Below are 26,631 nucleotides of genomic sequence, written 5' to 3'. Positions count from 1 at the left end.
AAGAGCAGGAGGTATTGCCATGCATAAGCGGGATGGCTTTGTTGATATCACCGATGTTGTTTGTCCCATAACGTTTGTCAAGGCTAAGGTAGCCATGGAGGAACTGAAGTCCGGGGAGATTTTAGAAGTAAAAATGAATGACGGGGAACCGATTCAAAATGTGCCGAGAAGCTTTAAAGATGAAGGTCATAAGGTGATTCAAGTGACAAAGAATGAGGATGGAACCTATTCCGTCTTTATTGAAAAGGATGGATTATAATGCGGTTTAACACCCAGCTCCTTCACGGTGCATCCAGTTCTGATGCAAGTACCGGAGCGACAACGGTTCCGATTTATCAATCCTCGGCCTTTACGCACAAAACTGCAGAGGAACTGGAGAGCATTTTCAAGGGCAGTGAATTTGGCTATCTTTACACACGCTTAAATAATCCAACGGTTGAAGCTTTCGAGAAAAGGGTTACCCACCTGGAACAAGGCCTTGGTGCGGTAGCTTGTGCTTCCGGGATGGCCGCCATCACGCTGGCCGTCATGAACATTCTCCAAAGCGGTGAGGAAATTGTTTCCGGAAGCGGAATATTTGGAGGGACATTTTCCTTATTTACTCAGTTGGAGCAGTTCGGGATCAAAACAAGATACGCCCAAGACAACAATGTGCAAAGTTATGCCAACCTGATCAACAATCAGACCCGGGCAATTTATGTTGAAACGATCGGCAATCCCAGACTTGATGTTCCGGATATCGGACAACTCGCCGAATTGGCGCATCAGAAAGGCATTCCGCTCATCGTGGATAATACTGTAACCACACCTTGTCTGGTGCAGCCCCTTACCCTGGGAGCTGATATTGTTATCCATTCAACGTCCAAATACATTAACGGAAGCGGGAATTCAATCGGGGGAATCATCATTGACAGCGGAAAATTTAGCTGGGATTTTGCTAAATTCCCGGTTTTAAAGGAATACAGGAAGTTTGGTCCGTTTGTCTACCTGGCGAAGCTCCGTAAAGGTCTGTTCAAAGATTTTGGAGCCTGTTTGTCCCCGTTTAATGCCTATCTTAACTTGATTGGTCTGGAGACACTAGGGCTGAGGATGGAAAGGGCGTGTTATAATGCCGGTCAACTTGCCGGATATATACAAAACCATGTTAATGTCGGAACTGTAAATTATCCCGGCTTGGCTGACCATCCTGATCATACCAAAGCGAAACAGCAGTTCGCAGGCAGGTACGGAGGAATACTTACTATCCGGATGGGGAGCAAAGAAAATGCTTTCAAACTGATCAATAACCTAAAGTATGCTGCGAATCTGGCAAATATCGGTGATACCCGGACATTGGTCATCCACCCGGCTTCCACCATCAATGCGATGAATTCCGTTGTGGAAAAAGAATCCATGGGTGTCTATGAAGATCTAATCCGTATCAGCGTAGGTATCGAAGATAGTGAGGATCTCATTGAAGATTTTGCTCTGGCTTTAAGCAAAATCTAAAGGGCGACTAAAACCCATTAATTTGATTGGAAAACACAGATTGGAGAGGCTAGGGAAAGTGGGGACATAGGATGGCACTGGAAAATTTTAAGACTGACCAAGTGGATCATAATCATATCTTCTGGCATGAAGGACGGATCTCCAGGCAGGTTAGGGAGCGTATCTTGGGCCAACAAGGTGTCGTGATCTGGTTTACCGGTCTTTCCGGCTCCGGCAAGTCAACTCTGGCGAACGCTGTGGCCGAAAACCTGAATGCGCAGGGCAGGCTCACTTATACCCTGGACGGGGACAACTTGCGGCATGGATTAAACAAAGATCTGGGTTTTAGTGTCGCCGATCGCCAGGAGAATATCCGCAGAACCGGGGAAGTTGCCAGGTTATTGGTAGATGCAGGCTTGATTGTGCTCGCTGCGTTTATCTCCCCTCTGCGTGAAGACCGGGCACAGTTGCGGCAACTGCTGGGAAAGGACTATATTGAAGTTTTTGTTGACTGTGACTTAGCTGTTTGTGAAGCCAGGGATCCTAAAAATTTGTATCGAAAGGCACGGGCTGGAGAAATAAAGGAATTTACGGGGATCAGTTCACCCTATGAAAAGCCGGAAAATCCTGAACTGGTGGTGCATACGGATCAAGAATCTTTAGCGGAATGTGCAAACAGGGTTCTTAATTACCTTGCGCATAATTTGAACAGGGGTAATGCATGATGGTACTGAAGCCGTGTAAAATGACACTTAAACCCGAAGTTCTGGAAACAGATATTCTTATCATCGGCGGGGGTACAGCCGGTTGCTTTAGCGCCATCACCCTTGCGGAAAATTCAAAGGCCAAGGTGCTAATTGCGGAAAAAGCGTATATCAAGCGAAGCGGTTGCTTGGCGGCAGGTGTCAACGCCTTGAATGCTTATATTAATCCGGGAGAAAGTCCGGAATCTTACGTGGACTATGTCAGGAAAGATGCCGAAGGGATTGTCAGGGAAGATCTGGTTTACAGCCTGGCTCAGAAATTGAATCAAGTGACGAACAAGTTAGAAGAGTTTGGGCTCCCAATCCTGAAAGATGATCAGGGTAACTATGTTCCGCGTGGTAAAAGAAGCATTAAAATTAACGGGGAAAATATTAAGCCGCTTTTAGCTCAAGAAGTTCAAAAAAAGAAAAATGTTCAGATTCTAAATCGGGTCAATATTATTGATTACATTGTCCGGGATCAGAGAATTAGGGGAGCCTACGGATTCTCGCTGGAAAAAAACCTTTTCTATGTTATCTATGCCAAGGCTGTTATTTGTACCACCGGGGGAGCAGCCGGACTGTATAAACCGAATAACCCCGGTTTTTCCAGGCATAAAATGTGGTACTCTCCCTTTAACACAGGAGCAGGTTATGCCATGGGCATACGGGCCGGTGCGGAAATGACGAGCTTGGAAATGCGCTTTATTGCACTCCGATGTAAAGATACGATTGCGCCTACCGGCACAATTGCTCAGGGGGTCAAAGCCCGGCAAATCAATAGTCTGGGGCAGGAATATGTAATACAATCTGGTGTTAAAGATGAAGCGAAAGAGCGTGTTGAAGCAAGTACTCCCCTGCGTCTTTATGCCACTGAAATTGAGAACCGAGAGGGAAGGGGGCCCTGTTACCTGCAGACAAAAGGGATCACCGTGGAACAAGAACAAGAACTTTATAAAGCTTATTTGAATATGGCGCCGGCCCAAACTCTGAAATGGGTAGAACAGGGCAGCGGACCAAGAAGTCAGAATGTCGAAATTGAAGGAACGGAACCATATATTGTAGGCGGCCATTCGGCGAGCGGGTATTGGCTTGACGGGCGGCGCATGACGACACTCCAGGGACTTTTTGCGGCGGGTGATGTAGCGGGAGGAAGTCCTAAGAAATATGTGACAGGATGCTTGGCTGAAGGGGAAATCGCTGCTGAGGCTGCACTTTATTATATTGGGACTGATAATAGGACGGTAACGCTTGAACCCAAACAAATACAGGATAAATTGGCTGCGGTCAATCAATTTTTCTGTAATGAACAGGGTCAATTTACCCTTGAAGAAGTCGAAGAAGCGATGCAAAAAGTAATGGATGAATATGCAGGCGGGATATCCGCGGGTTATACAGTAAACCAGGCCAAATTAAAGATTGCGGCTCAGCGGATTGAGGAACTGTTGAAAATCAGTAAAACCTTAAGGGCTGAAAACTTACACGATCTTTTAACAATCCATGAAATCATTAATCGGCTTTATGTGTGTAAAGTCCTGATTGCTCATTTAGAGGCAAGAAAGGAAACCCGCTGGTTATGCTACCACCAAAATGCGGACTTTCCCGCTAAGGATGACTTTCATTGGAGAAAGTACGTTAATTCGCGTTATGAAAACGGAGAAGTGAAGATTCTGGTTCGAGAAATAGTTAAGCGAGATGAGATATATGAGCATTCGCATTGACAAGGATATTTGCGTGAATTGTGGCCGGTGCGCTTTAGTATGTCCCGGAGGTCTGATTGCTCAAAATATGGAGAAAAAAGCTTTTATTAAGTATCCGAAGGACTGCTGGGGCTGTGCCGCTTGTCTCAAAGAGTGTAAAGCCGGAGCGATCAAGTATTTTCTGGGAGCGGATATTGGGGGGAAGGGTGCCTATTTGTACACCAAGGATGAGCAGGATGTTCTCCACTGGTTTATCGTCAATAACGGCATCCAGCACAGAATGACCATCAATAAGCGAGAGTCTAACAAATACTGACACTTGACATGTATCCTCTTGGGACAGGAGTCAGGAGTCAGCATGAGAGAACGGTTTATACCCATAGGGCATAACAATTCTAGCAAAATCATAGATTTCGAGAATTCTTTATCATCTCAAAGTATCCTGAATTCTGACTACTGAATTCTGAATACCTGAATAGCAACTTAAATCATTATGATGGAGGAATATTCGATGGATCACTTAGATCGCTTGGAAGCTTATAGCATTTATATCTTGCGCGAAGCCTACAAAAAGCTCGGCAAGCTGGGAATGTTATGGTCGATTGGTAAAGATTCAACCGTCTTATTATGGTTAACCAAAAAGGCCTTCTTCGGCTATTGCCCGTTCCCCTTAATCCATGTGGACACAACCTATAAAATTCCGCAAATGATCACTTACCGGGATGAGTTTGTTAAGAAATATGGATTTGAGCTTATTGTTCATAAAAATGAGGATGCTTTACTAGAAGGGATGGGGCCGGAAAAAGGGCGCTTAGTCTGCTGTAAAGCGCTCAAAACCGAAGGCTTACACCAGGTTGTCCAAAAACATGAATTTGATGGCTTAATTCTGGGCATCCGGCGGGATGAAGAAGGTTCCCGCTCGAAAGAGAGAGTATTCAGCGAAAGAAACAAGGATTCAGAATGGGACTATACTCATCAACCCCCTGAACTTTGGGATCAGTTTAAGACGGATGTGGCCAAGGGAAACCATGTGCGCGTCCATCCGCTTCTTCACTGGAACGAGATCGATATCTGGGCCTATATCCAGCGGGAAAACATTCCGATCATTGATTTGTATTTTGCCAAGGAAGGCAAAAGATATCGCAGTCTGGGCTGTGCGCCCTGTACCGGGCAAATTCATTCCCAGGCAGCCACCGTTCAAGAAATCATTGCCGAATTGAAAGCTACTAATGTCAGCGAACGGGCGGGCAGAGCTCAGGATCAGGAAGATGCTTACGCGATGCAGAAACTGCGCAAAGAAGGATATATGTAATTCGGCTCAGGAGTCAGTAGCCAGGAGTCAGGAGTCAGGAGTCAGTAGCCAGGAGTCAGGAGTCAGGAGTCAGAATAATTTTGGACACAAATCAACATCGTTTTGGGGGTAAACAGGATGGACAAGGAACGGCAAACTTTAAGAATTGTGGTCGTAGGTCATGTCGATCATGGGAAATCGACATTAATCGGAAGACTCTTATATGACACAAAATCCTTGCCGGAAGGGGCGGTCGCGCGGGTCAAAAGGATTGCCAAGGAAAAGGGGAAACTTTTCGAATATGCCTACCTTTTAGATGCTTTGGAAGAAGAACAAAAACAAGGGATTACGATTGACACAACCCAGATCCAGTTTTTTACCGCAAAAAGGGATTACATCATCATTGATGCGCCGGGGCATAAAGAGTTTCTCAAAAATATGATCTCCGGGGCAGCCAGTGCCGAGGCAGCTCTTTTGATTATTGATGCCAACGAAGGAATCCGGGAACAATCGAAGCGGCATGGCTATATCCTTTCCTTACTGGGTATTCAAAAGGTTTATGTCATTGTCAACAAAATGGACTTAATTCAGTACTCAGAAATTGAATTTAAGAAGATTCAAGATGAGATGAATCAATTCTTAAGCAATCTGCATGTTCACCCCTTAAAATACATTCCGGTCTCAGCGTTCTATGGGGAAAATTTAACGCACTTTTCCGGGAAGATGCCGTGGTACCAAGGGAAAACGGTTCTGGAAGCCCTGGATCTATTGGAGAAAGAGGAGGGGTCTGAGAACAAGCCTCTAAGGCTCCCAATCCAGGATGTCTATAAATTTGATCAGAGAAGGATAATAGCAGGCAGGATTGAAACCGGAAGTTTGAAGGTGGGCGATGAAATCCATATTTCCCCCGGAAACAAAACCACAAAAGTCAAAAGTATCGAATACTGGGCACCGGGTGGTCAGAAAGAAGTTGTAAGCGCAGGCATGTCCATCGGGATAACGGTAGAGGACGAGTTTTTTAATGACAGGGGAGAGGTTATATCCCATGTCTTTAATGGCCCGCAAACCGGAGATATATTTCAAGCGAACATCTTCTGGCTTGGAAAAAAGGCCTTAGAAAAAAAGAGAACCTACAAATTGAAGCTTAACACGCACGAGGTGGAATGTGAGATTAAGGAAGTCCAGCGGGTTATTGACGCCTCAACCCTGGAAACTATTGAGAACGCCCAAGAAGTTAAGCCGAATGATGTGGCGGAAATTACCATTCGCACAAAACATCCTGTTTCCTTTGACAGATTTAAAGATAATCAAAATACAGGGAGATTTGTGCTTGTTGACGGTTTTGAAGTCAGCGGGGGCGGGATCATCACAAACAGTGCAGAAAATTCAACTCTGGCTACAAGGCTCGGGGTATCAGGGGTATCAGGAGTATCAGAAGAAAGCATAGAAAAACTGGCATCCTTGAGAGAACTGCTCAAAGTATTGGGTTCCGTGGTTGTAGCCTATTCAGGGGGAGTTGACAGTGCCTTTTTGCTGAAGGTTGCTACAGATGTTTTAGGGGATAATTGTATAGGAGTCTCTGCCTCGTCCGAAACGTATCCGGAGTCCGAGTTAAAAGCAGCCATAGAGGTGGCTAAAGAGATTGGGGCCAACCACCTGTTGATTCATACCACAGAATTAGCCAATGAGCAATTCGCCTGCAATCCAGTGGACCGCTGTTATTACTGCAAGTCTGAGCTGTTTGCCAAGCTGAACAGGATGGCTGAGGAAAAAGGTTTCAATTATGTTTTAGACGGTGCCAATGCGGACGATGTCCAGGATTATCGCCCTGGAATGCGGGCGGGTAAGGAAATGGGTATACGTAGTCCCTTGCAGGAAGTCTGTTTACACAAGAACGAAATCAGGGAATTGTCCCACTATCTTAATCTCCGCACTTGGGATAAGCCCTCTTTTGCTTGCCTCTCTTCACGCTTCCCTTATGGTCATAGAATTACAGCCGAAAAATTATATCAAGTTGAGAAGGCAGAAAACTTTTTAAGGGAACTGGGGTTAAAAGATTTAAGAGTAAGGCATCATGACCACATCGCCCGGATCGAAGTACCAAGAAAAGATTTCCCATTAATGACCGGGAACATTTTGGACTTAATTGTTGAACAATTAGAGGGCTTAGGGTTTGTCTACGTAACACTCGATCTGAAGGGACTTCGCAGTGGGAGTATGAATGAAGCGCTTAGCCAGTTGAACTGAATCTGAGGGAAGAAGGCCCAAGTTCTTTCGCTTGGGCCTTGACAAACAAATCTAGGGCTTTTAGAATATAAGTATTCCGATGTAAATACTATGAAATGGAGGGTTTTCTGAAGGATTTTTAGTCCGTTCTCAAAGAGAGAATCTTATTTTTTACCTTAGAAATGAGAATGAATATCAAATACTTAGTGTAAGGAGGTGGTTTTAGTGCTTAGTAAGAGAATTAAGTTGTTCTTTGTTGGCATGGTTGTGGTGCTCCTCATGACTGCTATGGCTCCTGTGGCCTTAGCCGGTCAATCCTATGCGCAAGTAGTAGAAGATGTTGACAATTACTTACAACAAGCCCATTCTGCTTATCGGCAAGGGAATGTGGCAGAGGCTAAAAGCTTAGTTGACGAGGCTTATTTTGGTCCTTATGAAAGCGGGCAGATGGAAAAAGCAGTTCGGCTCAATATATCTGCGAAGCGTAATGCTGAAGTGGAGAGCGCATTCCGTAAAATTAAACAAGAGATGACTAAAGGAACTTCTTCTTCGGAAATCAAACAGGCGATGGATAAGCTGGTAGCAGGCTTGAGAGAAGATGCCAAAAATTTAGATGGAAATAGTTCCGGTGCCGGAGTGTTCATTTCCTCCTTTTTAATTATTCTTAGGGAAGGCTTCGAAGCTATCCTGATTATTGGGGCAATTATTGCTTATTTGGTGAAATCCGGATACAAATCAAAAGTTAAAGTAATTTATCAGAGTACTTTGGTAGCTATCTTGGCAAGTTTAATTACAGCTTGGATTTTGCAGGCAGTCCTTAGTATTAGAGGCTCCAGCCGTGAGGTTTTGGAAGGTGTAACCATGTTGATCGCGGTAGCCGTCCTGTTCTCCGTCAGCTACTGGCTGATAAGCAAGTCTGAAGCCAAACGCTGGCAAAACTACATTGAAGGAAAGGTGCAAGGATCTCTCAGCAGAGGGAATAGAATGGCCTTATGGTTTGCCGTCTTTCTGGCGGTATACAGGGAAGGTGCAGAAACGGTATTGTTTTATCAAGCCATGATGACAGGGACGACTGATTTAACAATGATTATTGCAGGTATACTCGCTGGTACAGCAGCCCTTGTTGTCATCTTCCTGATTATCCGTTACGGCAGTATCAAACTTCCGATGAAACCCTTCTTCTTAGGAACGAGTATCCTACTTTACTACTTAGCCTTTGTCTTTGTCGGTCAGGGAGTGGCAGAATTGCAAGCAGCAGGCCTGATCAGTGCTACTCAGGTTAATATTCCTACCATTGCTTGGTTGGGGATATTACCCACCTGGGAAACTTTGAGTCCCCAGTTGTTACTTTTACTAGCGGCGGTGTTTAGCTTCGTTCACCATAATATTAAAGGGAAAGGAAATGACAAGAGAACGCTCCAGAGCTCACATTGTATTTTACTAAAAAATTTTAAGATCAAATGAGAATGAAAACCAAAACCAAATAAAAGCCAAAGAAAGATGAGGGATTAAACATGAAGAGAAGTAAAGTATTTATGCTTAGCGCTGTATTAATGATCGGTGTATTTGCTTTAGCAGGTTGTGGAACCAGTGGGAGTGGAAGCGAGAACAAGACAACTGATAAAACTACTCAGAGTAATGCAGCTCAAAGTGAGAACGCTGACAAGCAAGCGGACAAAGGAAAAGCAGGCGACGCCACTTTCCGGGAATATCCTATTGGGGATGAACAACAAGCTGAAGGGCTTAATATTGCCGCAGTTTACCTGAAGCCTGTCGAAATGGAACCGGTCCAAAAAGCCGGACTTAAGCCGACAGAATCTGATATTCACCTGGAAGCAGATATCTCAGCCTTAGAAAATAATCCGTTAGGATTTGGCGTTGGGGAATTTGTACCTTACTTAACTGTGAAGTATGAATTAAAAAATAAAGATAACGGAAAAACATTATCCGGAAGTTTTATGCCTATGAACGCAGGCGATGGTAGCCATTACGGAGCCAACGTTAAAATGCCGGGGGCCGGTAACTATATCCTCAAGTTCATGATCGAATCTCCTGAAAAACAAGACTTCTTAATTCATACAGATAAAGAAAGCGGCGTACCAGGTAGGTTCTGGACGAAACCGATTGAAACAACTTGGGAATTCTCCTTTGTACCTCGTAAATGGTAGAACTTCTACGCCCGGTCGCGGACAGCGGCCGGGCTCCGGTTCTTAGATGCAGACAAGTTTTTAAGGCAAAGGGGTGAGGTCATGCTCTCGATTTTGGATTATACGCTAAAAAGCAGTTTCGAAGGAGTACTCTTAATTGCTGTTCTTTTTCTCTATTTAACAATACTTAAGCTGCCGGATAAATTAAACTGGCTTAAGTCAGGTGTAATCTTAGCTCTGGGCTGGGCTGTTATTTTGGTTTATGGAATAGATTTTTGGGGGGATCGTGAGTTATTTGAATTTATCTGGCTGGCCGCAACTTTGCCGGCAGTCAGTATGCTGGCTATAACCGGGTATTTAAGCCGACAAATCAAATTACTTCAGAAAGTTATAGGGCCTTTGGTCTTGCTAAATGCAGTTTTACTCATCACGGTGAGTGGCATTGAATTTGTTGCTTTCCCGAGTAAAATTTTTGTGCAGGCGCGCAGTTTCCTTAGTACTGAATTAATCCTTAAAGTCATAGGGGCCTTTGCCGGCATGTTGCTTGCTGCTATCTTCGGCTGGAGCTATATCAAGGCTACTCAGAAGATAAGCAAAAAGTCCGTGGTCTTGACTGCTCTGGTTGTTATGTTAATCATACTTTCGCGTCATTTTATTACTTTGCTGCAGTTAGGTATGACCTTAGGCTATATACCGGTAACTCCAGTCTTAGTCTCGATCGTTGCACCGGTTATTAATATCTATTACCCGCTCTTTTTCTACTCCTTAGTGCTGGTTGTAGCTCTGCAGATGGTACTGGCTCGTATGGGAGCAAAAATGCCGGATTTAGGTGGGCTTGCTAATCCTGCTCTCAAGCGCAAAACGTTAGCCGGTTACCGTAATCATGTCCGTTGGCTGGCCATTACCGGGGTGTTTATTCTGACTACGGGAGCTTTGCTGGGTGTCGGATATGTCCAGGGCAATCAGAAAATCAAATTATCTCCAGCCGTTCCGGTGCAAGCTGTTAACGGAGTTATCAGGGTTCCGGTAAGCCAAGTCAATGATAATAAACTGCACCGCTTTAGCTATCAAACTAAAGATAATATACCCATGCGCTTTATTGTTATTGACAAAGGGAACGGTTTGTTCGGAGTGGGTTTGGATGCCTGCGATATATGCGGACAAGTCGGTTACTACCAGCGCGGAGATGAGGTAGTCTGTATGAATTGTGATGTGGTTATTAATAAAGTCACAATTGGTTTTCCCGGTGGGTGCAATCCCATTCCTTTTCCCAATAAGGCTGAAAACGGTAACATCTCGATTAATACACTGGATTTAGAACAGAAACAGAATGTTTTTGCGGAATAGGTGGTGTCAAGATGTTTTGGCGAATGCTGAAAAAATCCTTTGCCAAGGGTCTCAAAAGCAAGCTGCTGGCCATTGTGACGATCGCCTTTGGGGCAACGCTAGCCAGTTCAATGCTCAATATTTCCTTGGATATTGGGGATAAAGTAAATAGAGAACTTAAAACTTATGGCGCCAATATTATTGTAGAGCCCAGAGTCGACACCATACCCGTAAACATTGGCGGTGTGGAGTATAATCCTCTGCAAAACCGTTCCTATATTGAGGAAGAGGATGCAAGTAAAATCAAGACAATTTTTTGGGCCAATAATATTTTGGCGTTTGCACCCTACCTGGAACAGACGGCTGAGGTAAACGGGAAAAAGGTAACAATGGTTGGCACCTGGTTCAATAAGGAGATCACTACTCCTGCCGGGGAAAAAGTCATTACAGGTACAACCAGCCTGAAATCTTGGTGGCGGATTAATGGGGAATGGGCAAGTGACGATTCTGCCCGGGAGGCAATGGTTGGGGTAAAATTAGCAGAACAGCTTGGGCTTAAACCTGGGGATGAACTGCGCCTTCAGGTAGAGAACTTGACCGGACTTAAGGAAGAAACCCTTAAAGTCAAAGGAATTTTTGACAGTGGCAGTGGCGATGATGACAAGCTCTTTGTGCCTTTGGCTTTTGTCCAAATCCAGCAAGGCTTGCAGGGGAAAGTGGGAAAAGTTGAAGTCAGTGCTTTGACTACGCCGGAAAATGAATTGGCGCGTAAGGCTGAACAAGATCTTAAATCTTTAACCAGTGAAGAATATGAACGCTGGTATTGTACAGCTTACGTTGGCGCCATTACTTACCAGATCGAAGAAATCCTGCCTGGGGTAAGGGCTAAAGCCATCAGGCAGGTAGCAGACTCTGAGGGCCTGATTTTGAGTAAGATCCAATTGCTGATGGTACTCTTGACCGTCGCGGCCCTAGTAAGCGCAGCTTTAGGAATTTCTAGCTTGATGACTACCAAGGTGCTGGAACGAAGCAGGGAAATCGGTTTGCTTAAGGCCTTAGGTGCAGAGAATTGGCAGGTACTCGTACTTTTTCTCAGCGAGACCATGATTAATGCCCTCATTGGAGGCTCAGCGGGCTATCTGTTAGGGCTAGGGTTTGCACAGATTATTGGCCAAGCGGTGTTTAGCTCCGAATTAGCGGTTAAAATGATGGTTTTGCCGATCGTGTTAACCATTTCCCTTGGGGTTGCTCTTGTTGGCAGTTTATCAGCGATCAGGATGTTAGTTAATCTACGTCCAGCCGAAATTTTGCGTGGGAGGTAAGGGGGGAGCTAAATGAGCAAGCGCACAATGTATTGGAGAATGATAAGTGCTGCTTTGAAAAACAGAAAGTCGCGGGTTGGAATCGCCCTCTTGGCCCTGGTGCTTGGCGCAGGAGTAATCTCAGGGTTGCTTAGCGTTTATTATGATATAACCTTGAAGATGAGCAAGGAATTACGCAGTTATGGTGCCAATCTTGTCCTCCTTCCTGCTGAGCAGAAAGAAGGAAGCACTTTTGAACTTGCTAAAGTAGCTCGAGTTTTGGAACAAGTACCGCAGGAAAAAAGGATTGGGTATGCTCCCTATTTGTATGGGATCGTTACAACCGGAAATGAAAGACTGGTAGCAGTAGGGACGGAGTTCGCTGATGTGCAAACGGTTAGTCCGTATTGGCGGGTTAACGGTGCTTGGCCCAGTCAGGCTGATCACGTTTTGCTTGGCACTGCGCTCGCAGAAAAACTGAGCGTCAAAACGGGAGAGAAACTTATCATCAGCGCAGAAGATACAGGTGTTCAAGGCAGCTTTGTTGTAACCGGTACTGTCTCAACCGGAAGTACGGAAGATTATCAAATGTTTTTAGAACTTGATCAAGCTCAGCAGCTTTTTGCGCAAAAGGGTCAGATTCATGCTGCCTATTTAAGCATCATGGGAAATGGGGATGAATTAAACTCGCTTGCCGGTTGGATTGAGCAGCTTGAGCCGAGTATCAAAGCTAATCCTATCCAACAGATCGCCCGTTCGGAAGGGGTCATCCTGGAAAAAATCCGCGTTTTGGTTTATTTGGTCGTAATCATAATTTTGGCGTCTACCTTACTCTGTGTTTCGATTATCATGATGGCCATGGTTGTCGAACGGAGACGGGAAATTGGGTTGCGCAAAGCTCTGGGGGCTCCGGATCGGACCATCGCGGGTGAATTTCTGGGTGAAGGAACAATACTTGGCTTTCTCGGTGGAGCTTTAGGCTCTGTTGTTGGCTGGGGTATTGCTCAAATCATCGGCTTCAGTGTATTTAATTCTTATATTTCCACAAGACCACTGGTGTCGGTTTTAATTATATTTTTATCAATCCTTGTTGCTTGGGCTGCGGTTTTGTTGCCTGTGCGGACGGCAGTCAATATTGAACCGGCTCTGGTGTTAAAGGGTGAATAGAAAGGGGAAGCAGCATGAATATCCTGGAGATGAGGAATGTAACGAAAACCTATGGTACTGTCCATGCTTTGAAAGATTTTACGTTGGATGTGGCTCCTGGTGAGTGGGTTTCCATTATGGGACCCTCCGGTTCAGGTAAAAGTACATTGCTAAACATTATAGGATGTATGGACAAACCTACTGAAGGAAAAGTGCTGATTGACGGGGTTGAAGTGACCAGCCGCTCTAATAAAGAATTAACTGAGGTTCGCCGGGAAAAAATCGGGCTTGTCTTTCAGCAGTTTCACTTGATTCCGCACCTGACGGCCTTAGAAAATGTAATGGTAGCCCAATATTATCACAGCCTCCCTGATGAAAAAGAAGCTTTGGCAGCCCTCAAAAGAGTGGGTTTAGCTTATCGCGCCCAACATTTGCCCAGCCAACTCTCCGGTGGTGAACAACAACGGGTTTGTATTGCCCGGGCTTTGATTAATTACCCGGCGCTTATTCTGGCTGATGAACCCACAGGGAATTTGGATGAGGATAATGAGAAAATTGTCATTGAACTCTTTCGTGAACTTCACCGGGAAGGACATACTATTGTAATGGTCACCCACGACCCGGAAGTCGGGGAACTGGCGCAGCGCCAGGTGAGACTAGAGCACGGGAGAATTGCACACCTGTCATAAAGTTGGCAAATACTAGCTAGCTGCAGTGAACTGTTGGCGAACACCGGAAATACTACAAGGAGGGAAGCAATATGAAGCGAATATTGTTGATTATGGTATTACTCTTGCTTGCTCTTTTATTGGTAAACGGGTGTTCCAGAAACGAAGCACCACAACCAACGCAAACACCGTCTGGTTCTTCTAGCAATGCATTAACCGGAAAAAATACTGCCCAGAGCGATAAGAGCTTAAGAGAATTTACCAGGGAAGAACTAGCAGAATATAATGGCACAAATGGGAAACCGGCTTATATCACTGTACAGGGAGTGGTCTATGACGTTACCAACACTAAGCTCTGGAAATTGGGAACACATATTCCCATGGGTCAACAGCTTGTGGCAGGTCAGGATCTAACGAGCCTGATGGATAAGGCTCCACCGAATCACCAGACACCGGAGTTCTGGGCTAATGTCCCTAAGGTGGGTAATTTAAAGAGTACACAGTAAACTATACAAGCTTTCTAGATTCATGTATCATTAAATACAATTAAATACTAGGGATGAGTGATTCTTTCCTGAGGCGCTGTTTATCGGTCTAATTGAATTGGCCCACATAATTACCTCAAAGCTAGGGCTAAACAGTGGAATTTGGGGATGGAGCAGCAAGCTGAACGCGGTTGTTTTCGATAAGACCGGAACCCTGACCAAAGGGGAACCCTCTGTGACTGACGTGTAATAAGAAATTCATATTATCCCCCGCCGGAAAAATGTTCATGATGATGCTTTATAGTACTGAGAATAGCTTCCAGGAAACCTATGTTATGTAATATTTGAACACCTGCCACAGGGTGTTCTGTTACTTTGTTAAACTCTGACGCGGTCAGTAAAAGTCGACAGCAAGGAATATAAATCAGTTACCGGTATGGGAATGCAGCATATCTGACGCCTGCGGGCAGGGTAATGGTTGCCAGCAGTTTTTGCGAACCGTGTTATTCCCGTAGATTCCATATTGAGGGCGATGTTTTGGTTTGTAATACATGTGGCAATGACATCTAACTATGTGCCTAAATGAGGAGGATTTTTATGCAAGGGCGACGCCTCCGGACCATCGTAAGTGCAGTGGGCGTGACTGCAGTCGTCGTGGTGTACGTTTGGTTTGCTGTTCGGTATGCGTCCGGAATCAACACAGACATCCACCCGACTCTTTGGCTGGCTTTCATCGCTGGGCTGCTTTCTTTTGTTTCCCCGTGTTGTCTGCCACTGTATCCATCGTATATTTCCTATATTTCCGGAATGACTTTTTCGGGGAACGAAAAACATGTCTTGGCTCACCGGTTAAAGGCGTTGACCCACACGCTTTTCTTCGTGATCGGGTTTTCGATTGTCTTTTTAGCGCTTGGGTTATCTGCGACCGTGCTCGGGCAGGTCTTTATCACCCATCGAACTTTGATACGAATTATCGGAGGCGGAATTATCATTCTCATGGGATTGTCCCTGAGCGGATTGCCAACCCCCAAATGGCTGATGATGGAGAAGAAGTGGGAATACCGCCAAACGAGAGTGGGCTATGGCGGTTCCGTTTTGGTTGGTATTAGCTTTGCTGCCGGGTGGACGCCGTGTATAGGGCCCATACTGGCGTCAGTTTTGGTCATGAGTGCCAACCAACCCTCCGCAGGGTTGGCTTTGATTCTGGCCTACATTGCCGGATTTTCTATTCCTTTCTTTGTTTTGGCATTCACGCTGAGTTCAGTGCGGAAATTAGTTCCCTACGGTGCATTGCTTTCCAAAATCGGCGGTTATTTGATGATTGGGTTAGGAATATTGTTGATAACTAATCTGATGACCAGAATCACCGTTGAGTTAATTCGTTTGTACGGAGGGTTTACAGGCTTTTAAGAATACAATTTTCATAAGAAATTCACACTTTCTTCATATAGAAGTCCAATCTTAGTAGTATACTGGCTTTCAAAATCGCAACCTGAATCTCGAAGTTATCTAGATCAAGTCTTAGCCTATCTACAAATTTTAACAACGTCGTGAAAGAGGAGAATATATGTCCAATATGTCCAAACGAATAGTTATGATCGTCCTTGGGATTGTTTTCGTAGTGCTTTTTGCCACGATAGAGCTAAAGAGTAATCTTCCACCATCAGTAAACCAAGCACCAGGACCACAGATAGGATTTAAGGCTCCAGATTTTACGCTAAAAGATCTAAATGGCAATACTGTCAACTTAAGCGACTTTCGAGGCAAACCCGTTTACCTTAATTTTTGGGCTAGCTGGTGTCCGCCGTGTAAAGCGGAAATTCCAGAGATTCAGAAATTCTACCAGCAAAATAAAGATAAAGTTGCAGTCTTGGCGGTGAATATAACTTTTAATGACAAGCTCTCAGACGTAGTTAATATATTGAAAGACAACAATGCCAATTTTCCGGTACTATTAGACACCAACGGTAATTCTTCTGTAGCAGATGCTTACCAGGTGTACGGAATACCGGCGAGCTTTTTTATCGACAAGAACGGAATAATTAGGGAAACGCATGTGGGTGGTATGACATTGAATACGCTCCAAGAAGCATTAAAAAAGGCACTGTAATTTTAATTAACTTGGACTCTTTTCTATAAAGGAGCATTAGATGACTTTATTTAGTCAATGGTACGCTTTCCTAGGACAAGTAAATAATTTTTTGAGTCCTTATTTGTCAGGTCTGTCGTTGCAGCTCCACATTCCGGTGTTATCGGCTCTGCTTTTGGGGTTGCTTGGTTCCACCGCTCCTTGTCAACTATCAACAAACTTTAGTGCTTTGGGTTTATTTACCCAAAAAATTAGCAAAAAGAAGGAGTGTTTATCAGCAGCCTTTTCATTTACCCTAGGAAAAGTAGTTGTGTACACGTTAATAGGTTCACTGACGATCTTGTTGGGAATTAAGCTTAACCAGGAAGCAATTCCTATCGTACAAGTAGTCAGAAAGGCCCTTGGTCCTTTGATGTTAATCGTTGGTCTATATTTGCTTGGATTGTTTAAGACAAAATTATCGCTGTTTACTTCATTAGAACGAAACCTGATAAGACATATACCTAACATCAAAAATATACGGGAGTTCTTCTTAGGTGTAGTTTATTCTTTGGCCTTTTGCCCAACTCTCTTTTGGCTGTTTTTCGGTATTGTTATCCCGTTGGGGGTTTCAACTCAGGGGGGAATTATTTTACCTGGACTGTTCGCTATCGGAACAGTCATACCGTTATTAGTTATTACCTTTTTACTTGCCTATGGTATAGGAACAACAAAATTGTTTACAAGGAATGTACCAAGGATAAATGCAATTCTTCAGAAGGTAGGGGGTGTTATTTTTATTCTAGCAGGTATTAACGATTTTATTGCCTACTGGCTAATTTAGGGAAAAACCTTTTATTTTTCACAAGAAATTCATAACTTCTTCATAATCTTGTAGTATTATTTTTAATGTATAGAGGCTCAACTAAATATCTTTGGATGAGTGATTCTTTTCCGAGGGAAAGAATTGAAAAGGGAAGTCAGTTGAAGCTGACGCGGTGCCCGCCACTGTAAGAGGAAGTTAACTCGCATTATGTCACTGGGATATATCCGGGAAGACGTGAGTTGACGATGAACTTGAGCCAGGAGACCTGCTTATTCCAACATTTCTACAACCTACGGGATGTTAGGGAGGTGTTTTTATTGTGTGCCGTTTTTGTGCAAAACTGCGGCTGGATAATTATCCCTAATTTATAGATTAGGGATTTATTTTTGCCCGTCATTCAGAAAACACTAACAATCAGTTTTGGCCCCTTATTTTTGATTTATTGATCAGTAAATCCCTGAGTAAAGAGTATTGTTCTCTTGGGTCGGTTCCCAATGAGTTAGAAGAACCGTATTTAATTGACTCATTTATTATTTTTGGAGGTAATTGATGATGAATTATGCCAATAAAAATGTGGTTTCACACAAAAAGTTTAATCTTAATTTATCGTTACCGGTACAATTATTGTCTGTTTTAGCTCTGACGGGTTTAGTCCTCTTTACCTTATTATTTAGCACTTACCCGCCCTTACATGATTCAGTGCATGCCCTCCGGCATGCACTAATGATTATTCCTTGTCATTAATTTAAGTATACAATTAGAAAGAGGTGTTAAATCAGTGAATACTCGAATCGCGGTTTATATACGGCCATTATTATTGGCTTTTCTAGTGCTATTTCTTTTTACTCCTTCCCCAACGCATGCTGCTGAGGAAAACGACCTGCAGATTCAACTGCAATCTACTCCGGAGTTTAATGTAATCAAGCCTAATTTTGATTCCCAGTTTTCCATCGTAGTGAAAGATAATAAGGGGCAACCTGTGAAGGATGTAGAACTGGCCTTCACCCTGGAAAGCCCCGCTGCAAAGTTCTTTCCTTCTACTGATGTTCCAAGAGTGGAGGGTCTGACTCTGATGAAGAGCAAGGTTTTTGTTCCCGATGGGAAACTGGACTTTGGATATGTCTTCCCAATCAGAGGAGAATATGCTCTAACGGTTAAAGCTACACCAACCGGAAACCCCAATCATGCGGTAGAAAAAACCCTGCACTTTACGATTAACGAAAACCCAACTAAAGTAAGGAATGTTTCGATTTTTATTTCAGTGCTGTTGCTTTTGGGATTTGCAACGGGATATATATTAACCTCGCGTAGAGTGGCTGGGGAGGTAGTAGAAGTATGAAACTTAAGACTTTTTTAATGATTGGACTCGTAATAGCTTTAAGTATGACAACCGCACCTCTCCTGGCCATGACCATGAATCATCAATCGGCAGATTTCAACCCTATCGTGAAATCTGCGGAAAACGGCCAGGTTAAATTAACTGTTAATGTAAACCCTGGAATGTCGACGGTAGGACACCTGACTAAATTTACCGGACAAATAGTAGATAAAGCCACCGGTCAGCCGGTAACCAATGTTCTAGTAAAAATCAATGCCCATCACATGGAAGAAGATAAAAACGTACTGCATACCGAGTTTGTATCGACTGACGGTGGTTTTGGCTTTGATAACATGTTTGCTGACGGTGCTGAACACCTCCTGACCTTTATGATTGAGCCGACGGCTACTTCTTCGATTAAGTTTACACCTGTAGGAACAGAGTTCCCGGTAGAAGTGATGGGAGTTCAGCCCCCTACCGGTGTTAAAGTTAAGACTATGATCTTTTTGATGGTTGTCATTGCCTTCGGAATGGTTGCAGGAGTTATTACTCCAAAATCCCTCAAGTCTCGTCAATCTAAGAGACTTATAACCGCACCCGATTCGAATACTTAGGATAGGTTAGGTTAAAGATGAATCGTCTACTTTTCTTTTTACTGGATAAAATGCTACTGATCTTGGCTAGTAGAGCACATAGCGGGCAATTGGCTTTGGGGTTGCAGATTTTTGAAAAATACTTTAGCGAGCAACCGGACAGGTTATACGAAGTTTGCCAGGACTACACTGGTAGGAAGCAGTGGTTCTTTCGATTTATTGCTGGAAAATATTTGAGCCGGTTTTACCTTGAAGAACCTGCTAAGGTGATTACGCTTTTGGAAGAACTGGCTGTTGATCCGGTATGGCAGGTGAGAGAAGGAGCTGCCTGGGGTATTGCTGCCCTTTGGGATCTGACGGATAACAGTGTTTTAGACTACTATTCCAGGTGGCTTGGGGATGAACGGGAATATTTGCGAGCTACGGCAGCTCTGTCTTTGGTACCGGTTATTAGGAAAGGAGATTCTACTTTGCTTCCGTTGCTAATACCGTTATTAGACCGACTGGTAGTTGATGAAAGTAAAGCAGTACGTAGACTCATCGGATCGCAGATTATCGGGAAGGTCCTGGCTGAAATTTTTCCGGAAACAGCATATGAATGTCTTAAGCGGTGGGTGCCCCTGCCTAACGCTGTTACTCAGTGGCAGATAGCCCGGGCAGTGTCCGGGCCTCTTGCCGATAGGTTTCCCGGAGAAGTTATGGAAATTTTACTTAGAATACAGTACCAGGACCAACCATTGAGCCGCCAAGCACTGTTTTCTGCGTTAAAACGCTTGTCACATTCAACTAACCCGGAACTAGTCCTGGCGGCTCAAAAATATGCAGAAGAAATAAGGGCCACCACAGCTGAAAATCAGGCTTCTCTTTAGAAGTAAGGAGCATGCAAATGAAGGGCTTTGACTCTACAGCGGAAATTCCGGTTCCCGAGTGTCTGGTAGACCAGGTTATTGGTCAGGAAGAGGCTGTACAAATAATTAAACTTGCTGCCAAGCAAAAACGGTCCGTTCTGCTTTTGGGTGAACCCGGGACCGGCAAAAGCTTACTGGCCTCAGCTATGGCAGAACTATTACCACCTGAAGAATTGAAAGATGTTATCTGTTTACCTAACCGGGAACAGCGGACACAACCCTTAATTCAAATCGTTAACTCAGGAGCGAGTGAAAAGCTGTTGCAAGAGGCTAAGGAGAAGTTCAAGCGACAAGGCTTTTCCTTAAATTTTTTGTTAATCTTTGCAGTAGTTGCTATCTCGTTTGTCAGTTTTTTCTATACTCTTACACGCAACAATTTTTATTACCTTTTAGGTGGACTGTTTCTGGTATTACTCATTTACGGGTTGAAAAAAAGGTATTTAGCCCAGGGTCAAGCACCGAAATTCAAGATACTAATAAACAATTCCGGTAAGAAACATGCTCCGGTTATTGATGCTACCGGTTTCCATGCCGGTGCGTTGTTAGGGGACGTACGGCACGATCCCTTCCAGTCCGGAGGAGTGGAGACCCCTCCCTACCAGCTCATAGAGGCAGGTGCTATCCACCAGGCCCATAAAGGGATATTGTTTATCGATGAAGTTTCCACCCTTAGTATGGAATCCCAACAGAGCTTGTTGACGGCTTTTCAGGAGAAAAAACTGGCCATCACCGGCAGAAGTCTTGGTTCCAGCGGTACCATGGTTCGCAGTGAACCTGTGCCCTGCGATTTCTTACTGGTGTTGGCCGGAAACTTGGAAGACATGGATAAAATGCACCCGGCTCTGCGTTCCCGGATCAGAGGGTATGGTTATGAAATCTATATGAAAGAAGAGATTGAAGACAATGAGCTAAACCGCTATAAATTAGCCCAGTTCATAGCCCAGGAAGTCAACAAAGACGGTAAAATCCCTCATTTCTCCTATGGGGCATACCTAGAACTATTGGTTGAAGCCGGTTTGATGTGCTCGGTCAAAGGGAAGTTAACAACCAAATTCCGGGAATTGGGCGGTTTAATCCGAGCAGCAGGGGACCTCGCCCGGCAAGATAAAGTCAACCTTGTAGAAGGCATTCATGTACAAAACGCCAGGGAACTCGTTTTACCTTTGGAAAAACAACTGGCCCGGAGTCGTGCCCGATCTTTACAAAGCTCTGTCTTTCTTACAGACGGCAGAAGAATCGGCCAAGTCAACGGGGTTGTTTGCGTGGATGGAATTGAACCGGTTATCCAGCCGGTTTGGGCGGTACTATCGGAACGCCCGTTAAGGAAAGAAGATGCTGCCGGGAATCATTCTATCACTGGTGATATCTCTTTATTGGGATTTTCCGCCCCCGCTAACCTCAAAAATGTCTTACACGCTGTTTTAGGCAGAACCCTGACAGGGAAAGAGCTGTACCTTGAAATTGACAGGCACTACCGGAACTTTAGTTGGGAAGAATGTCCTTTAGCGGCAGTGCTGGCCGCCAAGTCGGCCCTGCAGCAAAAAGCAGTAAATCAAGGGACTGCTGTACTAGGGGGTGTGAATATTAAAGGAGAGGTATTACCCACCTCTCTTCTGCAGTATAAGCTAGCAATGTTAGCAACAGCAGGAATCAAACAAGTACTTATCCCTCAGGTAAATGAAGGAGATTTGCCTGGACAAACAACTATGAGAATTTGTCTGGTGGCTACGGTGGAAGAAGCTTGGACCTTGTTGTAAACCGGCTCAGCTTCTAATGGTTGTTATGAGATGAGATATGGCCGAATGGTTGAAAATCTCTTGCCCGGCGGCTAAAAAAATAGAGCCAAAATTATTAGAGTGACGCCCAGGGCTGGTCGCATCAAGCGTATGAATTTATTGGGATGTAAGAAGCGCTGTACCGAAAAAGAAGGAAAAAAATATCTTATGTCGAACATAAAAATACAAAATATATTAAAACAATACAATACCATGGAGGTCTTAACCTTAAGGTTAACTCCATGGTTTTTTGTTTTTGGAAAAAATTAGAGGAAGGTGAACGTAATGGATCATATATCTAGAAAAACAAGTATTACAAATCGCCCGAAATGGCTTCGTTATGGATTGTTAGTGGCCGTGATACATCTTTTGGGACTGATCTTTTTGCTTCCGAAAGTTCGGGAATATCCACAATTGCTGGGATTTGGTTTTCTGAGTTATGCACTGGGCTTACGCCATGCTTTTGATGTTGACCACATTGCTGCTATTGACAACACGGTACGTAAACTGGTACAACAGAAAAGCGATCCGACAGGGATAGGATTTTTCTTCTCTTTGGGCCATTCTTCGGTGGTTTTTATCATGGCCATCATTACGGCCATTTCCATGCATTGGGCTGAGCAAAACATTCCACAATTACAAACTTTCGGCAGTATGATTGGGACCGCTGTTTCAGGAGGTTTTCTGCTCCTCATAGGGCTATTTAATCTTTACATTTGGTTCGATATTTACCGGTTCTTCTCCAAGCTGCGTAAAGGGGAGTACGATGAAGAGAACCTTGAGCAAGTCCTTTTAAACCGGGGCTTCATATCTCGTTTCTTTAGACCGCTTTATAGGTTTATTAACAAGAGTTGGCATGTTTACCCGCTTGGCTTTCTCTTTGGTTTAGGTTTTGATACCGCATCCGAGGTAGCCCTGTTAGGGATTTCTGCGAATGCGGCCACTCAAACAGTTCCTTTCACCGGAATCATAGCACTGCCGGTTCTATTTGCTGCCGGTATGAGCTTAATGGACACCGCGGATGGGATTTTTATGACGACTGCCTACCATTGGGCCTTTTCCACTCCATTACGCAAGATTTATTACAATTTATCGGTTACCGGCCTTTCCGTAATTGCAGCGTTGTTTATCGGTCTAATCGAATTGGCCCAGATAATTACGCCAAGGCTTGGACTAAACAGCGGAATTTGGGGATGGATACAAAACCTGGACTTCGAAGGGATCGGCTATCTGTTGGTGAGCCTTTTTATCTTAACATGGGTTATTTCTTACGGACTCTGGAAGGTTTTACATCTGGAGAAGGCCTGAGGGCAACTGAAAAAATCCTTAAAAATAAACCGCACCGAAATTACTAGCGAAATCAGCCCTGGAACGGAAGGATTTCTTGTATTTGGGGAAGAAATAATACGGGAAGTTTTAGATATGACTTTTGTGGATAAAAAGGAGGTGGCCCGACGTTAGTCGGGAAATAAATGGAATCAACTATTCGTGATCTTAACTTAGCCCCTAGGGGACAGCTAAAGATTGACTGGGCTGGGGCTCACATGCCCGTGCTCAATCATTTGCGCCAAGAGTTCGAACGTGATCTCGCTTTTGCCGGGAAGAAAATTGTTATTTGCCTGCACCTTGAAGCCAAGACCGCATATTTGGCCAAAGTTATTCAGGCCGGAGGAGCGGAAGTCACGGTTGTAGCCAGCAATCCCCTGTCAACTCAAGATGATGTGGTGGCTGCCTTGGTTAAAGGAGGAATACGGGCGCATGCCTGGTACGGTGCCACTGCCGAAGAATACCGTCGGCATTTGAACCTGGCGCTCGATTTTGGACCGGACTATTTAATTGACGATGGCGGGGACCTTGTATCAACCATCCATAAAGAAAGAAGGGAACTGCTGAGTAAAGTTAAAGGCGGAGCGGAAGAAACAACCACTGGCATTTTACGCCTCAAGGCTATGGATCAGAGCGGGGAATTGGGCTTTCCGATGGTAGCGGTCAATGATGCGGAAAGCAAATACCTTTTTGACAATCGCTACGGTACCGGCCAGTCTGTCTGGGACGGAATCATGCGCACGACTAATTTGGTTGTAGCTGGGAAAACAGTTGTGGTAGCAGGATATGGCTGGTGTGGTAAAGGGGTGGCCTTGAGGGCCAAGGGTCTGGGAGCCCGGGTAATTGTATGTGAGGTTAATCCGATGCGGGCGAATGAGGCCTGGATGGACGGCTTCGAAGTGATGCCGATGATTGAAGCTGCCAAACAGGGTGATTTCTTTATCACTGTGACCGGTAACAAAGATGTAATCAGAGGCGGTCATTTTCAAGTCATGAAAGCAGGGGCAATCCTCTGTAATGCCGGGCATTTTGACGTGGAAGTCAACAGGGTAGAATTGGAGGAGGTTGCTGAATTTCAGCGCTTAGTGAGGCCCAACATTGTTGAATATAGGCTTCCGGGCGGGAAAGAAGTTTATCTGCTCGCCGAAGGCCGGTTAGTCAATTTAGCCGCCGGTGATGGACACCCAGTAGAAGTGATGGACATGACATTTGCGTTGCAGGCAATGGCCTTGCACTATTTAGTTAAGAATGAAGATAAACTGGAAAACCGGGTTTACGGTGTACCAAAGGAAATAGATTACAGGGTTGCAAACCTAAGGCTAGAGTCTCTTAATTTAGCAATAGACAGTCTGACAGAAGAGCAGCAAGAATATTTAGCAGCATGGGAGTAGATGTTTAGGTAGTAGTATTTGTTGTAAGGGAGGCACACTGTGAAAGAAGGGCGGGCAATTTATACCCAAACTGTTATGCTGCCGGAAAGGGAACTTTTACTCCAAGGCCCGGTACCTTCCGAGTTGTTGCGGTCGCTGGAACTGGACCCGGGTTTGAGGGCTTTTCGCCCGCCGCTGAGGCAGAAAGAAGCTTTAATTGGTATTAGTGAACTGGACTCCGGGCGCATAATCGCAGCCTATCGTGACCACACTATCTATGGCTATGTGACCTTTCATCCTGCGGACACTTTTGAACGCTGGGCTCACGGCCCGGAGCAAGTCCTGGAACTGGGAGCGATCGAGATCGCGCCCGCAGTGAGGCGTTATGGAGTAGCACGCCACTTGCTGGAAGTAGCCTTCGCCGATCCTGTAATGGAAAACTTCTTGGTTGTTGCCACGGAATATTACTGGCATTGGGATTTAGAAGGGTCTGGTCTGCAGGTGTGGGAATACCGGGAAGTGATGCGTAAGATCATGGCGCATGTGGGCATGGTGGTCAAAGATACGGATGAAGAGGAAATCTCCTCGCACCCCGCTAATATGTTGATGGTTCGCTACGGCAGCCTTGTGCCTAGGGAAGCTGTACTTGAATTTGAAAAAATGCTCTTTCGTAAGCCGGATTCCAACCGGGGCTAAATTAAGGATACGAATCCCTTTTTCCGGACAGAATACTTATAATAGTTGTCTGGAAGGGATGAATAGTATGCGCTGGCTTTGGAGATTTATTCTTTTAGTATTAGTACTTGCTTTGTGGCAGGGAATGGAAAATAATCCTGAGGGGCAGGCTGTTTCGGGCTACATGACCCAAAAAGTCAAGGTAGAAGTTAGGTATTGGCAAAGACAAATCCAGGATTTGCCTGCCAACCTTGAAGCAGAAATCAGGCGCTTGCTCGGCGAGTTTAAGCCCAGCGGGGATGGGGAAGTTGTTTGATAGCTTTTTCACAAAGAAACTTACCATTTGACAACTGTAAGCTAGAGGAAGTATTATAAAAAAAGGCCTAGGGTAACGGGGCTCTGCAGGGTGGGGATATATTGGGCAGCCTGCGAAAATATGCTCGATTGGGCCTTTGGATTATGGGAATAGAAGGAGTGGCGATTCAGGATGGTCGGAATTACCGAAATTGCGGCGGAAAAAGTAAAGGAAGTTTTGGCGAATCAGAATAAAGAGAACGCCTACTTACGCCTTTATGTTGCAGGTTTTGGCTGAGGCGGTCCGAGCTTCGGCATGACTCTGGATGAGTCTAAGAATGATGATGATGTCATCGATGAAGGACATGGAATCAGGATTGTAACCGATAAAAAACTTTCTTCTTACCTTGAAGGTGCAATGGTAGACTATGTCGAGTCCCGTTATGGCGGCGGTTTTGAAATTCGCACCGCCAATTCCGGCGATGGCTGTGGCGACGGTTGCAGTTGCTAATTCGTGCGATGAAATGGAGCCCTGAGGGCTCCATTTTTTGTGCTTTGCTAATATATTTCCCCAGATTAATTATACAGGAAAGTGGCATTTTAAAATATGGATATTGTACAGGGGAAACTAATGTGCTAGGCTAATAGCCATGATACAAAAGAGGGAGGAACAAATTTCATGAGTAATGATAAGTCGAACCGCGGGATCGTTACCGTCCTGGGCAAGGATCAAATCGGGATTATCGCTTGGGTGTCAGGGAAACTGTCTGAAAACAAGGTTAATATCCTGGATATCAGTCAGACGATTTTGCAGGGTTTTTTTACAATGATAATGGTCATCGATCTAAGCACTTCCAGCCTGGAAATGGGCGAATTAGCCGCGACCTTCAAGAGTGAGGGGCAACAGCGGGGGCTTCAGGTTAATGTTCAGCATGAAGACGTCTTTACATACATGCACAGGGTATAAGGGAAGGGGTT

The 26,631-nt window shown here is 44.7% G+C and carries 30 protein-coding genes and 1 riboswitch; of the genes, 29 read left to right on the top strand and 1 reads right to left on the bottom strand.

Going from position 1 to position 26,631, the window contains the following annotated elements:
• The first annotated feature begins 19 nt into the window (after positions 1 to 19).
• From ACYQ2N_RS22145 to ACYQ2N_RS22080, 14 genes are all read left to right on the top strand, one after another.
• Positions 20 to 259 (top strand): sulfurtransferase TusA family protein, encoded by a 240-nt coding sequence (locus ACYQ2N_RS22145; RefSeq protein WP_460001604.1) that lies wholly within the window; start codon positions 20 to 22, stop codon positions 257 to 259.
• A complete protein-coding gene (locus ACYQ2N_RS22140; RefSeq protein ID WP_460001603.1) occupies positions 259 to 1,488 on the top strand; it encodes an O-acetylhomoserine aminocarboxypropyltransferase/cysteine synthase family protein in 1,230 nt (409 codons plus the stop codon). Before ACYQ2N_RS22145 ends, ACYQ2N_RS22140 begins: the two co-directional genes overlap by 1 nt.
• Positions 1,489 to 1,559: 71 nt before the next feature.
• Positions 1,560 to 2,192: an adenylyl-sulfate kinase gene (gene cysC, locus ACYQ2N_RS22135; RefSeq protein ID WP_460001602.1), complete on the top strand. Its 633-nt coding sequence runs from the start codon at positions 1,560 to 1,562 to the stop codon at positions 2,190 to 2,192.
• A 20-nt stretch (positions 2,193 to 2,212) separates the two neighbouring features.
• Positions 2,213 to 3,931 (top strand): adenylyl-sulfate reductase subunit alpha, encoded by a 1,719-nt coding sequence (locus ACYQ2N_RS22130; protein ID WP_460001779.1) that lies wholly within the window; start codon positions 2,213 to 2,215, stop codon positions 3,929 to 3,931.
• Positions 3,915 to 4,226, top strand: coding sequence for a 4Fe-4S dicluster domain-containing protein (locus ACYQ2N_RS22125; protein WP_460001601.1), 312 nt, complete (start codon positions 3,915 to 3,917; stop codon positions 4,224 to 4,226). The genes ACYQ2N_RS22130 and ACYQ2N_RS22125 overlap by 17 nt, the downstream gene beginning before the upstream one ends.
• A gap of 195 nt (positions 4,227 to 4,421) precedes the next feature.
• Complete coding sequence (gene cysD / locus ACYQ2N_RS22120) at positions 4,422 to 5,222, top strand: sulfate adenylyltransferase subunit CysD (RefSeq protein WP_460001600.1); 801 nt, start codon at positions 4,422 to 4,424, stop codon at positions 5,220 to 5,222.
• 117 nt (positions 5,223 to 5,339) lie between these two features.
• On the top strand, positions 5,340 to 7,448 hold the full coding sequence (gene larE, locus ACYQ2N_RS22115) for an ATP-dependent sacrificial sulfur transferase LarE (RefSeq protein WP_460001599.1): 2,109 nt from the start codon (positions 5,340 to 5,342) through the stop codon (positions 7,446 to 7,448).
• 204 nt (positions 7,449 to 7,652) lie between these two features.
• Positions 7,653 to 8,891 (top strand): FTR1 family protein, encoded by a 1,239-nt coding sequence (locus ACYQ2N_RS22110; RefSeq protein WP_460001598.1) that lies wholly within the window; start codon positions 7,653 to 7,655, stop codon positions 8,889 to 8,891.
• 50 nt (positions 8,892 to 8,941) lie between these two features.
• Positions 8,942 to 9,595 carry an iron transporter gene (locus ACYQ2N_RS22105; protein ID WP_460001597.1) on the top strand — a complete coding sequence of 218 codons (654 nt, stop codon included), beginning with the start codon at positions 8,942 to 8,944 and terminating at the stop codon, positions 9,593 to 9,595.
• An 81-nt stretch (positions 9,596 to 9,676) separates the two neighbouring features.
• Positions 9,677 to 10,921 carry a Fe-S-containing protein gene (locus ACYQ2N_RS22100; protein WP_460001596.1) on the top strand — a complete coding sequence of 415 codons (1,245 nt, stop codon included), beginning with the start codon at positions 9,677 to 9,679 and terminating at the stop codon, positions 10,919 to 10,921.
• Between the two features lie 11 nt (positions 10,922 to 10,932).
• The gene (locus ACYQ2N_RS22095; protein ID WP_460001595.1) at positions 10,933 to 12,222 is read left to right on the top strand and encodes an ABC transporter permease; all 1,290 of its coding nucleotides are present in this window, start codon (positions 10,933 to 10,935) and stop codon (positions 12,220 to 12,222) included.
• Between the two features lie 12 nt (positions 12,223 to 12,234).
• The gene (locus tag ACYQ2N_RS22090) at positions 12,235 to 13,368 is read left to right on the top strand and encodes an ABC transporter permease (RefSeq protein WP_460001594.1); all 1,134 of its coding nucleotides are present in this window, start codon (positions 12,235 to 12,237) and stop codon (positions 13,366 to 13,368) included.
• 14 nt (positions 13,369 to 13,382) lie between these two features.
• On the top strand, positions 13,383 to 14,036 hold the full coding sequence (locus ACYQ2N_RS22085; RefSeq protein WP_460001593.1) for an ABC transporter ATP-binding protein: 654 nt from the start codon (positions 13,383 to 13,385) through the stop codon (positions 14,034 to 14,036).
• A 71-nt stretch (positions 14,037 to 14,107) separates the two neighbouring features.
• Positions 14,108 to 14,521: a cytochrome b5 domain-containing protein gene (locus ACYQ2N_RS22080; RefSeq protein WP_460001592.1), complete on the top strand. Its 414-nt coding sequence runs from the start codon at positions 14,108 to 14,110 to the stop codon at positions 14,519 to 14,521.
• 242 nt (positions 14,522 to 14,763) lie between these two features.
• Here the strand turns inward: ACYQ2N_RS22080 and ACYQ2N_RS22075 are convergent, their stop codons facing one another.
• Complete coding sequence (locus tag ACYQ2N_RS22075) at positions 14,764 to 14,898, bottom strand: HD domain-containing phosphohydrolase (RefSeq protein ID WP_460001778.1); 135 nt, start codon at positions 14,896 to 14,898, stop codon at positions 14,764 to 14,766.
• A gap of 25 nt (positions 14,899 to 14,923) precedes the next feature.
• Between ACYQ2N_RS22075 and ACYQ2N_RS22070 the strand changes: the two genes are divergently transcribed.
• The 15 genes from ACYQ2N_RS22070 (at position 14,924) to ACYQ2N_RS22000 (ending at position 26,620) form a co-directional block, all read left to right on the top strand.
• Positions 14,924 to 15,070, top strand: coding sequence for a Fe-S-containing protein (locus ACYQ2N_RS22070; RefSeq protein WP_460001777.1), 147 nt, complete (start codon positions 14,924 to 14,926; stop codon positions 15,068 to 15,070).
• A gap of 27 nt (positions 15,071 to 15,097) precedes the next feature.
• Complete coding sequence (locus ACYQ2N_RS22065) at positions 15,098 to 15,910, top strand: cytochrome c biogenesis CcdA family protein (protein ID WP_460001591.1); 813 nt, start codon at positions 15,098 to 15,100, stop codon at positions 15,908 to 15,910.
• Between the two features lie 166 nt (positions 15,911 to 16,076).
• Positions 16,077 to 16,610 carry a TlpA family protein disulfide reductase gene (locus ACYQ2N_RS22060; protein WP_460001590.1) on the top strand — a complete coding sequence of 178 codons (534 nt, stop codon included), beginning with the start codon at positions 16,077 to 16,079 and terminating at the stop codon, positions 16,608 to 16,610.
• Positions 16,611 to 16,650: 40 nt separating this feature from the next.
• Positions 16,651 to 17,412 (top strand): sulfite exporter TauE/SafE family protein, encoded by a 762-nt coding sequence (locus ACYQ2N_RS22055; RefSeq protein WP_460001589.1) that lies wholly within the window; start codon positions 16,651 to 16,653, stop codon positions 17,410 to 17,412.
• A gap of 80 nt (positions 17,413 to 17,492) precedes the next feature.
• Positions 17,493 to 17,681, top strand: a riboswitch (cobalamin riboswitch).
• Between the two features lie 262 nt (positions 17,682 to 17,943).
• Positions 17,944 to 18,138: a CbtB domain-containing protein gene (locus ACYQ2N_RS22050; RefSeq protein WP_460001588.1), complete on the top strand. Its 195-nt coding sequence runs from the start codon at positions 17,944 to 17,946 to the stop codon at positions 18,136 to 18,138.
• Between the two features lie 34 nt (positions 18,139 to 18,172).
• Entirely contained in the window at positions 18,173 to 18,733 is a 561-nt protein-coding gene (locus ACYQ2N_RS22045; protein WP_460001587.1) for a hypothetical protein, read from the top strand.
• Complete coding sequence (locus ACYQ2N_RS22040; RefSeq protein ID WP_460001586.1) at positions 18,730 to 19,326, top strand: hypothetical protein; 597 nt, start codon at positions 18,730 to 18,732, stop codon at positions 19,324 to 19,326. The genes ACYQ2N_RS22045 and ACYQ2N_RS22040 overlap by 4 nt, the downstream gene beginning before the upstream one ends.
• A 17-nt stretch (positions 19,327 to 19,343) precedes the next feature.
• On the top strand, positions 19,344 to 20,174 hold the full coding sequence (locus tag ACYQ2N_RS22035; RefSeq protein WP_460001585.1) for a DNA alkylation repair protein: 831 nt from the start codon (positions 19,344 to 19,346) through the stop codon (positions 20,172 to 20,174).
• Between the two features lie 17 nt (positions 20,175 to 20,191).
• A complete protein-coding gene (gene lonB, locus ACYQ2N_RS22030) occupies positions 20,192 to 21,970 on the top strand; it encodes an ATP-dependent protease LonB (RefSeq protein WP_460001584.1) in 1,779 nt (592 codons plus the stop codon).
• 303 nt (positions 21,971 to 22,273) lie between these two features.
• Positions 22,274 to 23,296, top strand: a complete 1,023-nt coding sequence (locus tag ACYQ2N_RS22025) for a HoxN/HupN/NixA family nickel/cobalt transporter (protein ID WP_460001583.1) — start codon at positions 22,274 to 22,276, stop codon at positions 23,294 to 23,296.
• Between the two features lie 164 nt (positions 23,297 to 23,460).
• Positions 23,461 to 24,705 carry an adenosylhomocysteinase gene (locus ACYQ2N_RS22020; protein ID WP_460001582.1) on the top strand — a complete coding sequence of 415 codons (1,245 nt, stop codon included), beginning with the start codon at positions 23,461 to 23,463 and terminating at the stop codon, positions 24,703 to 24,705.
• A gap of 39 nt (positions 24,706 to 24,744) precedes the next feature.
• Positions 24,745 to 25,380, top strand: a complete 636-nt coding sequence (locus ACYQ2N_RS22015) for a GNAT family N-acetyltransferase (RefSeq protein WP_460001581.1) — start codon at positions 24,745 to 24,747, stop codon at positions 25,378 to 25,380.
• 67 nt (positions 25,381 to 25,447) lie between these two features.
• The gene (locus ACYQ2N_RS22010) at positions 25,448 to 25,675 is read left to right on the top strand and encodes a hypothetical protein (protein WP_460001580.1); all 228 of its coding nucleotides are present in this window, start codon (positions 25,448 to 25,450) and stop codon (positions 25,673 to 25,675) included.
• Positions 25,676 to 25,846: 171 nt separating this feature from the next.
• Positions 25,847 to 26,164 (top strand): HesB/IscA family protein, encoded by a 318-nt coding sequence (locus ACYQ2N_RS22005; protein WP_460001579.1) that lies wholly within the window; start codon positions 25,847 to 25,849, stop codon positions 26,162 to 26,164.
• A gap of 168 nt (positions 26,165 to 26,332) precedes the next feature.
• The gene (locus ACYQ2N_RS22000) at positions 26,333 to 26,620 is read left to right on the top strand and encodes an ACT domain-containing protein (protein WP_460001578.1); all 288 of its coding nucleotides are present in this window, start codon (positions 26,333 to 26,335) and stop codon (positions 26,618 to 26,620) included.
• The last annotated feature ends 11 nt before the right edge of the window (positions 26,621 to 26,631 follow it).

This window comes from Paradesulfitobacterium aromaticivorans (assembly GCF_054657415.1).
Note: the sequence above shows the minus strand (reverse complement) of the source record. Positions and strands in the feature narration are given on the sequence as shown.

What these genes read in the sequence shown, in the direction of transcription:
- ACYQ2N_RS22085 (WP_460001593.1), top strand. Translation starts at nt 13,383, where the DNA reads ATGAATATCCTGGAGATGAGGAATGTAACGAAAACCTATGGTACTGTC.
- larE (WP_460001599.1), top strand. Translation starts at nt 5,340, where the DNA reads ATGGACAAGGAACGGCAAACTTTAAGAATTGTGGTCGTAGGTCATGTC.
- cysD (WP_460001600.1), top strand. Translation starts at nt 4,422, where the DNA reads ATGGATCACTTAGATCGCTTGGAAGCTTATAGCATTTATATCTTGCGC.
- ACYQ2N_RS22140 (WP_460001603.1), top strand. Translation starts at nt 259, where the DNA reads ATGCGGTTTAACACCCAGCTCCTTCACGGTGCATCCAGTTCTGATGCA.
- lonB (WP_460001584.1), top strand. Translation starts at nt 20,192, where the DNA reads ATGAAGGGCTTTGACTCTACAGCGGAAATTCCGGTTCCCGAGTGTCTG.
- ACYQ2N_RS22095 (WP_460001595.1), top strand. Translation starts at nt 10,933, where the DNA reads ATGTTTTGGCGAATGCTGAAAAAATCCTTTGCCAAGGGTCTCAAAAGC.
- ACYQ2N_RS22035 (WP_460001585.1), top strand. Translation starts at nt 19,344, where the DNA reads ATGAATCGTCTACTTTTCTTTTTACTGGATAAAATGCTACTGATCTTG.
- ACYQ2N_RS22000 (WP_460001578.1), top strand. Translation starts at nt 26,333, where the DNA reads ATGAGTAATGATAAGTCGAACCGCGGGATCGTTACCGTCCTGGGCAAG.
- ACYQ2N_RS22055 (WP_460001589.1), top strand. Translation starts at nt 16,651, where the DNA reads ATGACTTTATTTAGTCAATGGTACGCTTTCCTAGGACAAGTAAATAAT.
- ACYQ2N_RS22145 (WP_460001604.1), top strand. Translation starts at nt 20, where the DNA reads ATGCATAAGCGGGATGGCTTTGTTGATATCACCGATGTTGTTTGTCCC.
- ACYQ2N_RS22130 (WP_460001779.1), top strand. Translation starts at nt 2,213, where the DNA reads ATGACACTTAAACCCGAAGTTCTGGAAACAGATATTCTTATCATCGGC.
- cysC (WP_460001602.1), top strand. Translation starts at nt 1,560, where the DNA reads ATGGCACTGGAAAATTTTAAGACTGACCAAGTGGATCATAATCATATC.
- ACYQ2N_RS22080 (WP_460001592.1), top strand. Translation starts at nt 14,108, where the DNA reads ATGAAGCGAATATTGTTGATTATGGTATTACTCTTGCTTGCTCTTTTA.
- ACYQ2N_RS22025 (WP_460001583.1), top strand. Translation starts at nt 22,274, where the DNA reads ATGGATCATATATCTAGAAAAACAAGTATTACAAATCGCCCGAAATGG.
- ACYQ2N_RS22100 (WP_460001596.1), top strand. Translation starts at nt 9,677, where the DNA reads ATGCTCTCGATTTTGGATTATACGCTAAAAAGCAGTTTCGAAGGAGTA.
- ACYQ2N_RS22020 (WP_460001582.1), top strand. Translation starts at nt 23,461, where the DNA reads ATGGAATCAACTATTCGTGATCTTAACTTAGCCCCTAGGGGACAGCTA.
- ACYQ2N_RS22105 (WP_460001597.1), top strand. Translation starts at nt 8,942, where the DNA reads ATGAAGAGAAGTAAAGTATTTATGCTTAGCGCTGTATTAATGATCGGT.
- ACYQ2N_RS22040 (WP_460001586.1), top strand. Translation starts at nt 18,730, where the DNA reads ATGAAACTTAAGACTTTTTTAATGATTGGACTCGTAATAGCTTTAAGT.
- ACYQ2N_RS22060 (WP_460001590.1), top strand. Translation starts at nt 16,077, where the DNA reads ATGTCCAAACGAATAGTTATGATCGTCCTTGGGATTGTTTTCGTAGTG.
- ACYQ2N_RS22065 (WP_460001591.1), top strand. Translation starts at nt 15,098, where the DNA reads ATGCAAGGGCGACGCCTCCGGACCATCGTAAGTGCAGTGGGCGTGACT.
- ACYQ2N_RS22050 (WP_460001588.1), top strand. Translation starts at nt 17,944, where the DNA reads ATGATGAATTATGCCAATAAAAATGTGGTTTCACACAAAAAGTTTAAT.
- ACYQ2N_RS22125 (WP_460001601.1), top strand. Translation starts at nt 3,915, where the DNA reads ATGAGCATTCGCATTGACAAGGATATTTGCGTGAATTGTGGCCGGTGC.
- ACYQ2N_RS22090 (WP_460001594.1), top strand. Translation starts at nt 12,235, where the DNA reads ATGAGCAAGCGCACAATGTATTGGAGAATGATAAGTGCTGCTTTGAAA.
- ACYQ2N_RS22010 (WP_460001580.1), top strand. Translation starts at nt 25,448, where the DNA reads ATGCGCTGGCTTTGGAGATTTATTCTTTTAGTATTAGTACTTGCTTTG.